Genomic DNA, 14152 nt, shown 5'->3' on the forward strand with positions numbered 1-14152 from the left:
CCCGGACCGCTGGTTCCCTCCGCGCCGGTCCCGATTCTCCCCCGCCGCGGGGCCCGCACGCGAACTTCCCCGGATCGAACCGGCGGCGGGCGGTCACAGTTTCCTCACGCCGCCGAACGGGAGCGGGGCAGGGGCGGGGTCACGCCCGGCCGGGCCCCGCCGCCCGGGGCCCGGCCGGTGCGCCCCTCGATCGGCGGCGGGGGCCGTGGTCGCCGCCTCGGGGTCTTCGGAAAACCCACTCAACGTATCGGGTGATCACGGACTACGCTCCCGAAACGACTCGAACATACGGTCAATAGTGTTCGAGTTTTTGGTCATCCACGCGGCCGTACCGGGGCCGCCCCTCGTTTGCCCGCCGCCGGATGCGCGCTGGTCAGGCGTCGGTAAGCTGACGTCATGACAGGTCAAGTCCGCACGGTCGACGGCCGCGTCGCGGGACGTCGCGGCCAGGCCACGCGTACGAAGCTGCTCGAATGCCTGGGCGAGATGCTGGACTCCTCGCCCTACCGCGACGTCACGGTGATCGACGTGGCCCGCCGGGCGGGCACCTCACCGGCGACGTTCTACCAGTACTTCCCGGACGTCGAGGGCGCCGTCCTGGAGCTCGCCGAGGCGATGGCACGCGAGGGCGCGGGCCTGACGGACCTGGTGGCCGGCCGCTCCTGGGTCGGCAAGTCGGGGGCGCGGACGGCGGAGGAGCTGGTCGAGGGCTTCCTGTCGTTCTGGCGGCGCAACGAGGCGATCCTGCGGGTCGTGGACCTGGGCGCGGCGGAGGGTGACAAGCGGTTCACCCGGATCCGGCTGCGGATCATCAGCGCCGTGTCGGGCTCGCTGGCGGACTCGATCAAGGACCTGCAGGCCAAGGGGAAGGTCGACGCCTCGGTCTCCCCGCCGGCGGTGGCTGCCTCGCTGGTCGCGATGCTGGCCGCGGTGGCGGCGCACCAGAAGGGCTTCCAGACCTGGGGCGTCAGGCAGGCGGAGCTGAAGCCGAATCTTGCGCTGCTGGTGCATCTCGGCATGACGGGTCGTAAACCGCCCAAGTAAGTAAGTCTGGGGGCTGGTCGGGCATCGGCGCAAGCGCCGTCCGATCGCGTTGACGGGTGTTCTACTCTCGGCGCATGTCCATGCCCGGTGACCTCACCCACGTCACGCCCGTCTACGTCATCGGCGGCGGCCCCGCCGGCCTCGCCACCGCCGCGGCGCTGCGCGCCCGGGGGGTGCGGGCCGTCGTGCTGGAGAAGGGCGCCGGGGCCGGGACCTCGTGGCTCGGGCACTACGACCGGCTGCGGCTGCACACCACGCGGGCGCTGTCCGGGCTGCCGGGGATGCCGATTCCGCGGTCGTACGGGCGGTGGGTGCGCCGGGACGACGTGGTGCGCTATCTGCGGGAGTACGCCGAGCACCACGAGCTGGAGATCGTCGCGGGCGTCGAGGTCACCCGGATCGAGCGGGACGCCGACCGCGGCTGGCTGCTGCACGGCACCGGCGGGCGGGTCCTCGCCTCGCCGACGGTGGTGGTCGCCACGGGGCACAACCACACGCCGTACGTCCCCGACTGGCCGGGCCTGGACACCTTCCCCGGCGAGGTCCTGCACGCCTCGCGCTACCGCGACGCCGGGCCCTACGCCGGGCGCGACGTCCTCGTCGTCGGTACGGGCAACACGGGCACGGAGATCTCCGTGGACCTCGCCGAGGGCGGGGCGTCACGGGTGCGGATCTCCGTGCGCACGCTGCCGCACATCGTGCCGCGTACGACGCTGGGCTGGCCGGCGCAGCGCAACGGGATCCTGTGCCGGCGGCTACCGGTGCGGCTGGTCGACCGGGTCGCGGCGCGGCTGGACCGGGTCGGCACGCCGGACCTCGGCGAGTACGGGCTGCCGCGGCCGGCAAGCGGGCTGTACACGCGGGTGCGGGAGGGGGCGATCCCGGTGCAGGACGTGGGCTTCGTGGCGGCGGTACGGGCGCGGAAGGTGATCCCGGTGGCGTCGGTGCACTCGTTCGTCAAGGACCGGGTGCTGCTCAACGACGGTACGGAGATCACCCCCGACGCCGTGATAGCCGCCACGGGCTACCGCCGCGGCCTCGAGCCCCTGGTCGGCCACCTCGGCGTCCTCGACGACCGCGGCACCCCCCGCGTCCACGGCCCCCGCACCCACCCGGACGCCCCCGGCCTGCACTTCACCGGCTACACGAACCCGATCAGCGGCATGCTCCGCGAAATCGCCCTGGACGCCCGCAAGATAGCCCGCACGGTCAGCCGGCAGCGCTGACCAGCTGCCCCTCCCTGCTCCCCCGGCGGATCACCAGCGCCATCATCGCCGCCAGCGCACACAGCCCGCCGGACGTCAGCCACACCGTGTCGTACGACCCCGTCACATCCCGTACGAGACCGCCCAGCCAGGAAACGATCGCCGCACCGACCTGGTGCGACGCCAGCACCCAGCCGAACACGATCGCGCTGTCCGACCCATAGTGCTCCCGGCACAGGGCGACCGTGGGCGGGACCGTGGCCACCCAGTCCAGGCCGTAGAACACGATGAAGAACAGCATCGGCGGATGCACCGAGTCCGCGAGCAGCATCGGCAGGAACATCAGCGACAGCCCGCGCAGGCCGTAGTACACGGCGAGGAGGCGGCGGGAGTCGAAGCGGTCCGTGAGCCAGCCCGAGGCGATCGTGCCGGCGATGTCGAAGATCCCGATCACCGCGAGCAGTGACGCCGCCGCCGTCACGGGCATGCCGTGGTCGTGGGCGGAGGGGACGAAGTGGGTGCGGATGAGGCCGTTCGTCGATGCCCCGCAGATCGCGAACGTCCCGGCCAGCAGCCAGAACGGCCCCGTCTTCGCCGCGTCCCGCAGCACCCGCAGCGTGCGCAGCGCGGCACCGGACTGCGGCGCGGGCTTCTCGACGAAGACGTCCGAGCCGTACGGGGCCAGCCCCACGTCCGCCGGATGGTCGCGCAGCAGCAGCCAGACGAACGGCACCGCGATCGCGGCGGTCAGCGCGACCGTCACCACCGCCGGCCGCCAGCCGTGCTCCTCGACGATCCACGCGCACAGTGGCAGGAACACCAGCTGCCCGGACGCCCCGGCCGCCGTGAGCAGCCCGGTCACCAGCCCGCGCCGCTCGACGAACCACCGGTTGGTGATCGTCGCCGCGAAGGCCAGCGCCATCGACCCCGTACCGAGACCGACCAGCACGCCCCAGTAGAGGATCAGCTGCCAGGCGGCGCTCATCCACACGCTGAGCAGCGACCCGGTGGAGATGACCGTCAGCGCCGCCACGCACACCCGCCGGATGCCGAACCGGTCGTGCAGCGCGGCGGCGAACGGACCGGCCAGCCCGGACAGCGCCACGGTCAGCCCGACCGCCAGGCCGATGGTGCCGCGCGACCAGTCGAACTCCCGGTGCAGCGGGTCGATGAGGAGCCCCGGCAGGGAGTTGAAGCCCGCTGCCGCGAGGAGCGTGACGAAGGAGACGGCGGCGACGAACCAGGCCCGGTGGATCCTCGGGCGGCCCGGCCGGGGCCGGCCGGGCGGCGACTGCTGCTGGACTGCGGTCTGCGACATGGACATGAGCTTCGCCCACGGGCCTCGAGAACGACGAGTGGCCCGACGGACACGATGTGAAAGAATCGGGCCATGGCCCCAGTCTTCTCCCACCCCGAGCGCCACCGCGTCGCCGTCCTCGTCCGCGACGGGCTGCTGCCCATCGAGCTGGGCATCGTCCACCGGGTCTTCGGCATGGCCCGCGACGCCGCCCGCGAGCCCCTCTACGAGGTCGTGACCTGCTCGTACGAAGCCGGCCACGTCCGTACGGACGCCGACTTCACCATCAACGTCGACCACGGCCCCGAAGCCCTGGCGGAGGCTGACACGGTGATCGTCCCCGCGTCGCACGACCAGCACCAGTTGGAGTCGCGCGGCATCCTCAGCGCCCGCACCGCCGAGGTGCTGGCGCACATCCGGCCCGGCGCCCGGATCGCGTCGATCTGCACGGGGGCGTTCGTGCTGGCCGCGGCAGGGATGCTGGACGGGCTGCGGGCGACGACGCACTGGATGTACTGCGACTCGTTCGCCCGCCTCTTCCCGAAGGTCACCGTCGACCCGGACGTCCTGTACATCGACGAGGGCCGCATCCTCACCTCCGCCGGCGTGGCCTCCGGCATCGACCTGTGCCTGCACATGGTCCGCCTGGACCACGGCACGGCGGTGGCCAACGACGTGGCGCGGCGCACGGTCGTGCCGCCGCACCGTGACGGCGGGCAGGCGCAGTACATCCGGCGTCCGCTGCCGGAGCCGCAGGTCGCGGCGACCGCCAAGGCCCGCGCCTGGGCGCTGGACCGGCTGCACGAGCCGCTGTCGCTGCGGGATCTGGCGCAGCGGGAGTCGATGTCGGTACGGACGTTCACCCGCCGGTTCCGCGACGAGGTGGGGATGAGCCCGGGGCAGTGGCTGATCCGGCAGCGGGTGGAGCTGGCGCGGGAGTTGCTGGAGGGCACCGACCGCTCGGTGGACCAGGTCGCGGAGGACGCCGGCTTCGGTACGGCGGTGTCCCTGCGCCAGCACCTCCAGACGGCGCTGGGGGTGTCCCCGAGCGCCTACCGCCGCACCTTCCGTACGGGCGAGGCGGCCTGACGCGCCGCGGGCGCCGGCTCCACGGGCCGGCGCTCGCCCCACTCGGCGACCGCGGTGAACGCCAGCGTCAGCCCTACGCCGACCAGCACGGTGACGGAGGGGCTGGCGACCGTCAGCAGCACGCCGGAGAGCACCGCGCTGGCGCCGTAACCGGCCCCGGACGCCGCGTACATCACCGAGTACCCGGCCCCGTGCGCCGATACGGGCACCCGCTCCCGCAGCCGCAGGTTCCGCGTGATCAGCACCCCCGACTGCAGCCCCCCGGCGACGGTCAGGGCGATCCCGATGCCCACCGCCCCCGGCACCAGCGCCATCGCCGCCACGCAGCCGATCACCCCGAGCAGCAGGACCAGCCCCTGCGTCCGGGGCCGCCCCGGCCAGACCCGCACCCCGTAGCCGAACGCCCCGACCGCCGACGCCAGCGCGAACGACGCGAGCAGCGGACCGCTCCAGCCCACCGCGACCCCCCGCTGCTCCAGCAGCGCGGGCAGCACCAGCTCGGCCAGCGCCAGCAGCGTCATCGCCGCGCAGCCGGTGACGAACACCGGCCAGGCCCGCGCGAGCAGCCGGCCGACGGAGGCGCCCGCGCGGTCGGCGTCGTCGGCGTGCCACCCGGCGGGCAGCGCCCACAGGCCCGCGGCGGCGGCGAACATCAGCAGGGCGGACAGCAGTTGCGGCGCCTGCGGGGCGACCTGCAGCGCGAGCGCGGCGGTGACCGCCGGGGCGAGCGCCCAGACGCCGGAGTTGAGCATGGTCTCGTACGAGAGGGCGGGCGCCATCTGCCGCTCGTCGAGCTGCGTCTGCAGCAGCATCCGCAGACAGCCGGAGGCGGCGGCGGGCAGCAGCCCGGCCAGCACGGCGAACACCCCGAGCACCACGGGATGCGCCCCGGGCAGCAGCCCCAGCCCGGCGTACGAGGCGGCGCCCGTCGCCAGCCCGAGGGCGAGCTGCCGCCGGGCCCGCCCGGGTCGGACGCGCGGCCCGAGGAGGGCGGCGCCGGCCACCTCGCCGAAGACGTACAGCGCGGCGAGCACCGCGCCGAGCCCGTAGCCGCCGGGCCGCTCGCGGACCAGGAACACCACGGCAAGGGGCGTCATCGCCACCGGCAGCCGGGCGGCGACGGTCACCAGGGACCAGATCAGGACGGGGCGGGTGGCGAGTTCGCGGTACGACACCCGGGGACCGTAGACCATCGCCCCGGCGGGGGCGCCAGCGCTTTTCGGCCTGGGCGAATATGCCGGACACACGTCGGCGGCCCGCGTCCCCGGAGCGTGTCCGGGAGCGCGGGCCGCCGTCTGCCGTCCCCCGCCGGCCCGGTGTCCCGGACCGCCTCATCCGTGCCGCGTCAGCGGGTCACTTGTCGTGCGCCACCGGGCAGCCGCCGGTGAACGTGGCCAGGAAGGCGTTGTTGTCGTAGTAGTGCTCGACCTCGAGCAGCCGCAGGTCGTCGGTGACCTTGGCGACGCTCACGCCGAACATCTCGACCGTCTCGCCGGTCGGCTGGAAGCCGTTGTACTCGCCCTCGAAGGCGCCCCAGTGCCGCCACTTGAAGGTGACGACGGGCGGCGGGGACAGCACCTCCAGGACCTCCCAGAAGAAGCCCCGGGGCATGGCCTTGTGGAACACCTTGTGCGAGGACTCGAAGCTCTCGTCCTGGCGGTAGAAGGGGCTGTCGCCGATGAGCACGTTGTAGCTGCCGCGCTCGGCGATGTCCTGGGCGGACGCCCAGGGGCCGCCGTTGGCGTTGGTGCGGAAGTGCTCGGTGACCATCGAGACCCAGGTCGCGGGGTCCTTCTTGTGCGAGACCTCCATCTCGAAGACCTGGACGATGCTCTCGACTATCGCCTCGAGCGAGCCCTCGTCGAACTTGGTCGTCCGCTCCTGGTCCATGTACTCCACGGACTTGTCGTAGCCGGGGGCCTTGTCGCGCCAGGCGTCGGGCGCGGCTGCGGCGACGACGGCGGCTCGGCCCTGCAGCCAGAGCGGGGTTTCCTGCATGGGACAACACCTTCCACGGATGTTCTGGGGATGGGGTGGAGGGCGATCGTTACGTACGCAATGCTCCGGCCACAAGTGAACGCCGAGTAGGCAGCATTCAGTCTCAACTGCGCCACTAATTTTCAGACTTGTTCAAATTCCTGAGAAAGCGCGTACTTCACTTTAGAAACTCCAGTAACACCCGTATCAACGGCGGACGATCCCGGCCCCAGGTCTCAGCAGCTGAGAACCGCGCGGGCGTCCCGTCCCCTTTCGGCCACTTCGGCGAAATCGCCGAACTCCGCGTCCGGACGGGCCCACTGGCCGGTTCGGGTGCATCGGGGACGAACGGGCCAGAAGGGCGAGCCGTTCTTTGGCTGGATTCGCACCCGGGCCGGCGCGGCCGAACAGGGTTCGGGGACAGAGCTGTTGGGGAGAGGCCCGGCGAGGTGGCGGTGCGCCGGCGCACACCCCGAGCGTGCCGCCCGCGAACCGCCACCCGACGTCCGGCAGCCTCCGTCGGCGCGGGACTGCCGGCCGTACGACCCGTGTCGCCGAGGTACGTCCGCCCGCCGGCGGTACGGTCCTCGGCGTCCCCTCGCAGACGAATCGCCGCATCCCAGGGTGTTCACCGGAAAACGGCGCGTCAACAGCCGGGCAGGATCAACCGTTCTGCACGGCGGCGCGCGCGTGCTCGCACGCGCCTCCCGCCGCGGCGGCGACCGGCACCGGCGCGGCGGCGGCCGGCGAAAGGCGGTCCACCTCGCACCAGATGCGCTTGCCCGAGCTCTCCACCTGCCACCCCCAGCGGTCGGCGAGCACCTCGACGAGCTCCAGCCCCCGCCCGTGCGTCTCCTCGGCGGCGGCCTGCCGCGGCCGCGGGGCGCGGGCGCTGCCGTCCACCACCTCGACGCGCAGGGTCCCGGCCGCACCGACCGGTCGCGGCAGCCGCAGCATCAGCTCGGCGGGGCGGCCGGTGTGCACGACGGCGTTCGTCACCAGCTCGGAGATGATGAGAATAAGCGTTTCCGCACTCGGATCGTCCGCCGTCACCCCCACCCATGCCAGACGCGCACGCGCCCACCTCCTCGCTCTGCCCACCTCCACGGGGTCGGGCCGGACCACGAGCTGAACCTGGAGCTGCTGCACCGCTCACACCACCCGGATCGTCACACTGCGTGACCTCATTGCTGTACAGCATGATTGACGTAGCGTCACACCTACAAGCGCTTCGGGCATATTCCAGCGCGAAGGAGTACCCCTGCGGCATACTGTGCGACACATCTGCCCCGCCGCCGAACACCCCGTAACGGCAACGCCCCGGCGCACCGCGGCCGCCGCAGAGACCCGATCGGCCCCCACGGCGTCGTGACGCCTGTGGACGACTCGCACCTTACGGAGCGTACCGGAGGCTGCGGCCGGCTCCCGGCCGCGACGGGACGGCACGTTTGAACGACCACGGTGGGTGACGAGCCCCGCCCCGCACATCCGTTGCCGATTCCCCGCCCCTGCCTCACTGTTCCAGCACACGGCCCCCGCGCTGCACTACATTCGAAGGGACGCACGGGGGGACGCGTACGCAAGGGGGGACCGACCGATGACGCACCCGCAGGACGTGCCGCAGCGCTGGGACCGGAAGATGCAGCAGCGGCTCGCCCGGGGGGAGGCCGCCGCGCTCGGCGAGTTGTACGACCGCCACGCGTCCCTCGTGTACGGCCTCGCCCACCGCGTCCTCGGCGACGAGGAGGCCGCCGACCAGATCACGGCCGACGTCTTCGCGTATCTGTGGCAGCACCCCGACGCGTACGACCCGCGCACCGAGCCGCTGCGCGCCTGGCTGGCGCGGATAGCCCACAAGCGCGCCGTGCGGCGGCTGCGCTGGGACGAGATCAACGACCAGAAGGAGCGCGGCGTCACGCCCACCCCGCAGCAGGAGGCGGCGTCCGAGGAGCGCATCCAGGCGCTGGCGGCCGACGCCCGCGCCGACTACATCGTGCAGTCCATGCCGGCCCCCCTGCGCGCCGCGCTGGAGCTCGCGTACTTCCGCCGCCGCGACTACCGGCAGACCGCCGTCGAGCTGGGCATCACGGAGGCCGAGGCGCGGCGCCGGCTGCGCCTGGGCCTGCAGCTGCTGTCGACGGCCGGGCGGATGCCCGACGGGCGGCCGGCATGAGCATGGGCCCGTACGACCACGCGCTGCTCCAGTCCCTCCTCGGCGCCTGGGCCCTGGCCGCCTGCTCGCCGGAGGAGACGGCCGCCGTGGAGGCTCATCTGACGGACTGCGGCACGTGTGCCGAGGAGGCGCTGCGGCTGCGGGACGCCGTGACGATGCTGCATCCGCAGGAGGGCCTGGACCTGGCGCCGACGCTGCGCGCCCGGGTGCTGGACTTCGCTCGGCTGCGGCGCCGGCCCCAGGTGCCGGTGCCGGGCTGGGCCGCCGCGTACGACGCGGAGACGGCGCGGCTGGACGCGCTGCTGGAGGACATGGGCGAGTCGGAGTGGGCCGCCCCCGTCACGCTGACCTGGTACGACGGTGACGCCACGGCCACCCGGGAGACGTCGGTGGCCGGGGTCATCGGCCATCTGGTCGCCGTCGACGGACTCCCGGCGCTCGCCCTGGGCCTGCCCGACCCGCTGCGCCTGGGCGGCGGCCCGCCCGGTGCCCCGCTGACGTCGCCGGTGGAGCGGACGGAGGCGATCTGGAAGCAGGCGGGCTCCGAGCACCGGGTGCAGCAGGCCCTGACGCCCGAGATGCGCCGCCGGCACGCGGGGACCGTCCGGGGGGTGTGGCGGGACCAGAACTACCAGCTGATCCGCCGCGCGTCGTACGGCGCGGCCACCGTGGCGGACCTCAATGTGCCGTACGGGCCGGGGCTCGCGCTGCCGATGCGCGACGCGTACGCGGACCGGGCGTTCGAGACGTGGGTGCACGCCTCGGACATCGCCGACGCCGTCGCGTACCCCTACGACGACCCCGAGCCCCGCCACCTCCACCGCCTGATCGACCTGGCCGTACGCCTGCTGCCCGGCGCTCTGGCGGACCGCCGCCGCGCGGGCCGCGCCGACCCGCCCGCGGAGCTGCTCCCGGCCGGCGAGGAGGGCCGCAGCCTCCATCTGGAGATCGAGGGTGAGGGCGGCGGCGACTGGTTCATCCCGCTGGACTCCCCCGCCGCCGCGGCCTCCCGCAAGGGCGAGGTCGCCCACGTTGCCCTGGAGGCGGCGGAGTTCTGCCGCATAGCCGCCGGCCACCGCGCCCCCGAGGAGGCCGCGGCGGGCAGCGACGGCGACAGACGCGCGGTACGCGAGGTGCTGTACGCGGCGGCGTCGCTCAGCCGGCTGTAGGGCTTACGCGAAGACGACCGTCCGCGTCCCGTTCAGCAGCACGCGGTGTTCGCTGTGCCACTTCACCGCGCGGGCCAGCGCCTGGCATTCGACGTCGCGGCCGATCGCCACCAGCTGCTCCGGGGTGACCTCGTGGCCGACGCGCTCGACCTCCTGCTCGATGATCGGGCCCTCGTCGAGGTCCGCCGTCACGTAGTGGGCGGTCGCGCCGATCAGCTTCACGCCGCGGGCGTGCGCCTGGTGGTAGGGCTTGGCGCCCTTGAAGGACGGCAGGAAGGAGTGGTGGATGTTGATGATGCGGCCCGACAGCTGCTTGCACATGTCGTCGCCCAGCACCTGCATGTAGCGGGCGAGCACCACCAGCTCGACGTCGTGCTCCCGGACCAGCTCCAGCGTCCGCGCCTCCGCCGACGCCTTGGTCTCCGCCGTGACCGGGATGTGGTGGAAGGGGACCCCGTACGAGCCGACGAGCTCCTCGAAGTCCGTGTGGTTGGACACCACCGCGGCGATGTCCACCGGCAGCGCCCCGATCCGGGCGCGGAACAGCAGGTCGTTCAGACAGTGGCCGAACTTGCTGACCATGAGCAGGACCCGCATCCGCTCGCCCGCCCGGTTGATCGCCCAGTCCATCGACCAGGAGTCGGCGACGGCCTCGAAGGAGGCGCGCAGCCGGTCCAGCGTGACCTGGGTGCCGGCGGCGAAGTGCACCCGCATGAAGAACAGGCCCGTGTCCGGGTCGCCGTACTGCTGGCTGTCCACGATGTTGCAGTCCGTCATGAACAGATAGCTGGACACCGCGTGCACGATGCCCTTCTTGTCCGGACACGACAGGGTCAGAACGTATTCGACCGACTGCTCGGCGGGCTGCTCGGCGCTCATGGCCCTAGCCTTCCACAGGTGGGGTACGGCTCACGCCGCGCCGGTGACGATCGCGAGGACTTCCAGGGACTTCGGCGGGGTGTCCGGGTCCTCGCCGTCGTTCTGGGCGAGCCGCACATGGGCCTCGCGGGTGGCGCGCAGCGCCTCCGGCCAGCCGTGGTGCGCGAGGTACGCCGAGTCGGGGGCGTCCGCGCCGACCTGGTGCATGATCCGCAGCACCCGCAGTACGGCGACGTCGACCAGCGCGGACTCCTGCGAGTCCCGGAAGATCGTCCCGACGTATTTCTCGGCCGACCAGTTGTCCAGCCAGGTGTCCTCCACCAGCCGGTAGACCGCGTCGGTCACATCCCCGTAGCCGGGCACCCCCGCCGCCCAGTACTCCTGCTGGAAGACGGGGTCGGAGAGCATGTGCAGCGCGGAGCGCACATTCGCGCGCCAGCGCCACCAGGGCACGTCTTGAATGGGCATGCCGCCCATCCTGCTGGAGCGGCGCCCGCCTCGGGAAGACCTTTCGGAACCTTGCATGGGGTCGATCGTATGCGCGTCAATCAGACACGCCGTGCGAGCCGGGTCACAGATCGGAGGACTGCCGGGTCGGCAGACCGTACTTCTGGGCGGTCGGATTCCACAGCTTGGCGGCGTTCTGCTTGGCCTGCGAGGCGGTCCCGCTCTGCCGGTCGCCGGCGCGGCTCTCGGACGTGCCCCGGACGCCGTGCCCGCCCGCGCAGCCGCGCTTGCTGCGGGCCATCTGGTCCGCCCAGTTCGCGTAGTGCGCGTCGGCGCTGGCGGAGGCCTTCCAGGCGTTGGTCAGGGCCTGCGAGAGCTCGCCGCTGTCCGGCACCTTGTCGATCGTCAGCTGCTGGAGCTGTGTGACCAGATTGTTGCGCTGCCGGGCGGCGGCGCGCAGATCGCGGGCGGCACCGGCCAGGTTGTCGCACTTCTTGATGTTGTCGACCGCGCTGATCACCGACGTCCGGCTGTCGTTGCTGGTCTCCAGCAGCTTGCTGAGCTCGCCGGCCTGGGCCTTCGCCGGGTCGGCGGCCGGCTGCAACTCCTCCTGCGACGGCTCGGCGCTCGTCGAGGCGGTGCCGCCTCCCGTCGGCTCGTCCTTGCCGCCGTCGCTGCCGCCCATCAGCCAGCCGGCGGTGAGGCCGATCACGACGCACGCGGCGGTGCCGAGGGCGACCAGGGCCCAGCGGGGGATCCCGGGGCGGACGTCGTCGTCGTAGTAGCCGTCGTCGTAGCCCCCGCCGTGGGGCGGCGCCGGGTCGTAGCCGCCGCCCTGGTGCTGCGGCTGGAAGCGGGGGATCGGCTGCGTCTCGGCCGGGCCGGCCGGGGCGTCGCGGTAGAGGGCGTCGAAGTCGTTCGCCGCGTGGCGGGCGCGCGGGGACTCCTCGTACGCCTCGTGCGACTGCATGCGGTACTGCTCGTCCGGCGCCGGCTGCGGGGGGACGCCGGGGAAGCCCTGGCCGGGGACGGGCGGCAGGTACTGGGTCGCCTCCGCGTCGCCGCCGGGGGGCTGGTGCGGGGGCTGCTGCGGCTGGGGGGCCTGGGCCGGCCAGGCGTCGCCGACCGGTGGTATGTACTGCGTGGCCTCCGGGTCCTGGCCCGGGGCCTGGGCGTACGGTGCCGGTGTCGAGCCCCAGGGCTCGCCGCCGACGGGCTGTACGCCCCCGTGCTCCTGTGCCTGCGGCTCACCGCTGGCTCCGCTGTGGGACACCCGGCTCTCCTCGTAACGCACACTTCTACGTCCGGACACCACCCGGACCCGGGGTCCGCCCCGCGGCGGAGCACCCCGGCTGACCTGCCCTCGTCCGGCTGGGGGCCCGGGGGTCGCCCCCCGGGGTAATGCGGCAGTCCGGTTACGCTACCTGCTCCCCGCGCCCTCGGGCGACGTAGCCAGCTCAGCGAAGTGCTGCTGGAACTCCCGCACCGGTGCCTCCTGGCTGTACGGCTGCAGCAGCCGTGCGAGTTGCGTCACATCCGCCGTGGCGCGCGCCGAGCCGATGCCCTTGAGCAGTTCCACCGCCTTCATCCCGGTACCGCACGCCTGCTCGATCTCGCGCTGCTCCGCCTGCGCCGCCGCCAGCAGCGCCAGCGCGCTCACCCGGCGCCGCACCCGCCCCGGCGGATGCCCGGCCAGGGCCTCCCGCGCGCGCCGGGCGGCGGCCGCGGGCTGGCCCAGATCGCGGTGGCAGTGGGCCAGTTCGTCCGCGAGGTACGCCCGGTCGAAGTGCGTGATCCACGGCGGCTCCGGCCCCTTGCCGTCCTCCGCCCGCTCCATCGCCTTCAGCGCCCGCCGGGCGGCGTCCTGGCAGCCGTGGGCGTCGCCGTCGGCCGCCGCGGCGCGCGCCTCCGCCGCGTGGAAGAGGGCCAGCGCGCGGGGCACCGCCCGCTCCCGGGTGCCCTCGATGGCCGTACGGGCCAGCTGGCGGGCCTCCCGGGGGCTGCCGATCCCGGCGGCGAGCCGGCTCATCCCGGCGCACAGCACGAACCCGCCCAGCCCCCGGTCGCCGCCCGCGTCCGCCAGCCGCAGCGCCTGGATGTGGTACCGCAGCGCCAGCCCCGGATGCCCCGAGTCCACCGCCATACAGCCCGCCAGCTCGGTGAGCCGCGCCGCGCACACGTACAGCTCCCGTACGGCCGGCTCCGGCCCGGGCCCGCCGAGCAGCCCGGCGACCACGGTGTTGAGGTAGTGCACGACCACCGGGCGGATCGGCATCCCGCCGTGCCGCTGGTCCAGCCGTACGAACCCCTCGGTGGCCGTGCGCACCCCGGCGACGTCGCCCCGGCCCAGGCGCGGTCCGGCCGCGCGCAGCCGTACGGGCTCCGCCCCGGCGCCGATCAGCCAGTCCCGGCTCGGCTCCACCAGCGCGGCGGCCACCGGCGGCGACTCGACGAGGAACGCCCGCCGCGACACGTCGCTGCGCCACAGCTCCCGCACCTGCTCCAGCGCCTCCGCCAGCCCCGACGCGTACGCCAGGCCCACCGCTCCGCCGGCCCGGCGGCCGTCGGACATGCCGATCTCGTCCAGGCTGACGGCCCGGCCCAGCTTGCGGCCCAGCGCCTCCGCGATCATCGCGGGCGCCCGGCCGCGCGGCTGCTGTCCGCGCAGCCAGCGGGCCACGGAGGTCTTGTCGTACCGCAGGTCCACGCCGTGCTCCGCGCCCACTATGTTCACCCGCCGGGCCAGTCCCGCGTTCGAGCAGGCCGCCTCCTGAATCATGTGCTGCAGTCGTTCGTTCGGCTGGCGCGTGATGATCGGCCTCGCGGCCATGCACGACCCCCTGAGGGACGGAGAGTCACGGAAAAGCGGCGA

Annotated in this window: 13 protein-coding genes; 5 read left to right on the forward strand and 8 right to left on the reverse strand. The window is 73.4% G+C overall.

The window, feature by feature from the left end; genetic code table 11:
- Positions 1 to 396: 396 nt before the first annotated feature.
- Complete coding sequence (locus SRB5_RS15575) at positions 397 to 1044, forward strand: TetR family transcriptional regulator (RefSeq protein ID WP_153452584.1); 648 nt, start codon at positions 397 to 399, stop codon at positions 1042 to 1044.
- A 74-nt stretch (positions 1045 to 1118) separates the two neighbouring features.
- The gene (locus SRB5_RS15580; RefSeq protein ID WP_407703922.1) at positions 1119 to 2270 is read left to right on the forward strand and encodes a flavin-containing monooxygenase; all 1152 of its coding nucleotides are present in this window, start codon (positions 1119 to 1121) and stop codon (positions 2268 to 2270) included.
- Here the strand turns inward: SRB5_RS15580 and SRB5_RS15585 are convergent.
- Positions 2254 to 3567 (reverse strand): MFS transporter, encoded by a 1314-nt coding sequence (locus tag SRB5_RS15585; protein WP_153452585.1) that lies wholly within the window; start codon positions 3565 to 3567, stop codon positions 2254 to 2256. The two genes, SRB5_RS15580 and SRB5_RS15585, sit on opposite strands and share 17 nt — an antisense overlap.
- Before the next feature lie 72 nt (positions 3568 to 3639).
- Here SRB5_RS15585 and SRB5_RS15590 point away from each other — a divergent pair, with 72 nt between their 5' ends.
- Complete coding sequence (locus SRB5_RS15590; RefSeq protein WP_153452586.1) at positions 3640 to 4635, forward strand: GlxA family transcriptional regulator; 996 nt, start codon at positions 3640 to 3642, stop codon at positions 4633 to 4635.
- Here SRB5_RS15590 and SRB5_RS15595 read toward each other — a convergent pair.
- The 3 genes from SRB5_RS15595 to SRB5_RS15605 all read right to left on the reverse strand — a co-directional run bounded on the left by SRB5_RS15595 (position 4599) and on the right by SRB5_RS15605 (position 7761).
- Complete coding sequence (locus SRB5_RS15595) at positions 4599 to 5810, reverse strand: MFS transporter (protein WP_323377966.1); 1212 nt, start codon at positions 5808 to 5810, stop codon at positions 4599 to 4601. The genes SRB5_RS15590 and SRB5_RS15595 overlap by 37 nt on opposite strands.
- 178 nt (positions 5811 to 5988) lie before the next feature.
- Entirely contained in the window at positions 5989 to 6633 is a 645-nt protein-coding gene (locus tag SRB5_RS15600; protein WP_153452588.1) for a SnoaL-like polyketide cyclase, read from the reverse strand.
- Positions 6634 to 7275: 642 nt separating this feature from the next.
- Positions 7276 to 7761 (reverse strand): ATP-binding protein, encoded by a 486-nt coding sequence (locus tag SRB5_RS15605; RefSeq protein WP_323377967.1) that lies wholly within the window; start codon positions 7759 to 7761, stop codon positions 7276 to 7278.
- 448 nt (positions 7762 to 8209) lie between these two features.
- On the opposite strand from SRB5_RS15605, the gene SRB5_RS15610 reads away from it, so the two are divergent.
- Positions 8210 to 8785, forward strand: coding sequence for a sigma-70 family RNA polymerase sigma factor (locus tag SRB5_RS15610; protein WP_153452589.1), 576 nt, complete (start codon positions 8210 to 8212; stop codon positions 8783 to 8785).
- Positions 8782 to 9954, forward strand: a complete 1173-nt coding sequence (locus SRB5_RS15615) for an anti-sigma factor family protein (protein ID WP_153452590.1) — start codon at positions 8782 to 8784, stop codon at positions 9952 to 9954. The genes SRB5_RS15610 and SRB5_RS15615 overlap by 4 nt, the downstream gene beginning before the upstream one ends.
- Before the next feature lie 3 nt (positions 9955 to 9957).
- Here the strand turns inward: SRB5_RS15615 and purU are convergent, their stop codons facing one another.
- The 4 genes from purU to SRB5_RS15635 all read right to left on the reverse strand — a co-directional run bounded on the left by purU (position 9958) and on the right by SRB5_RS15635 (position 14110).
- Positions 9958 to 10833: a formyltetrahydrofolate deformylase gene (gene purU, locus SRB5_RS15620; protein WP_153452591.1), complete on the reverse strand. Its 876-nt coding sequence runs from the start codon at positions 10831 to 10833 to the stop codon at positions 9958 to 9960.
- A gap of 30 nt (positions 10834 to 10863) precedes the next feature.
- Complete coding sequence (locus SRB5_RS15625; RefSeq protein ID WP_153452592.1) at positions 10864 to 11358, reverse strand: SCO4402 family protein; 495 nt, start codon at positions 11356 to 11358, stop codon at positions 10864 to 10866.
- A gap of 46 nt (positions 11359 to 11404) precedes the next feature.
- Positions 11405 to 12553, reverse strand: a complete 1149-nt coding sequence (locus SRB5_RS15630) for a hypothetical protein (protein ID WP_153452593.1) — start codon at positions 12551 to 12553, stop codon at positions 11405 to 11407.
- A 147-nt stretch (positions 12554 to 12700) separates the two neighbouring features.
- The gene (locus tag SRB5_RS15635) at positions 12701 to 14110 is read right to left on the reverse strand and encodes a transcriptional regulator (protein WP_153452594.1); all 1410 of its coding nucleotides are present in this window, start codon (positions 14108 to 14110) and stop codon (positions 12701 to 12703) included.
- Positions 14111 to 14152 lie beyond the last annotated feature (42 nt).

It is taken from the genome of Streptomyces smaragdinus, from assembly GCF_009604385.1.
In the GTDB taxonomy this organism is placed as follows: Bacteria; Actinomycetota; Actinomycetes; order Streptomycetales; family Streptomycetaceae; genus Streptomyces; species Streptomyces smaragdinus.

What these genes read in the sequence shown, in the direction of transcription:
- SRB5_RS15575 (WP_153452584.1), top strand. Translation starts at nt 397, where the DNA reads ATGACAGGTCAAGTCCGCACGGTCGACGGCCGCGTCGCGGGACGTCGC.
- SRB5_RS15580 (WP_407703922.1), top strand. Translation starts at nt 1,119, where the DNA reads ATGTCCATGCCCGGTGACCTCACCCACGTCACGCCCGTCTACGTCATC.
- SRB5_RS15585 (WP_153452585.1), bottom strand. Translation starts at nt 3,567, where the DNA reads ATGTCGCAGACCGCAGTCCAGCAGCAGTCGCCGCCCGGCCGGCCCCGG.
- SRB5_RS15590 (WP_153452586.1), top strand. Translation starts at nt 3,640, where the DNA reads ATGGCCCCAGTCTTCTCCCACCCCGAGCGCCACCGCGTCGCCGTCCTC.
- SRB5_RS15600 (WP_153452588.1), bottom strand. Translation starts at nt 6,633, where the DNA reads ATGCAGGAAACCCCGCTCTGGCTGCAGGGCCGAGCCGCCGTCGTCGCC.
- SRB5_RS15610 (WP_153452589.1), top strand. Translation starts at nt 8,210, where the DNA reads ATGACGCACCCGCAGGACGTGCCGCAGCGCTGGGACCGGAAGATGCAG.
- SRB5_RS15615 (WP_153452590.1), top strand. Translation starts at nt 8,782, where the DNA reads ATGAGCATGGGCCCGTACGACCACGCGCTGCTCCAGTCCCTCCTCGGC.
- purU (WP_153452591.1), bottom strand. Translation starts at nt 10,833, where the DNA reads ATGAGCGCCGAGCAGCCCGCCGAGCAGTCGGTCGAATACGTTCTGACC.
- SRB5_RS15625 (WP_153452592.1), bottom strand. Translation starts at nt 11,358, where the DNA reads ATGCAAGGTTCCGAAAGGTCTTCCCGAGGCGGGCGCCGCTCCAGCAGG.
- SRB5_RS15635 (WP_153452594.1), bottom strand. Translation starts at nt 14,110, where the DNA reads ATGGCCGCGAGGCCGATCATCACGCGCCAGCCGAACGAACGACTGCAG.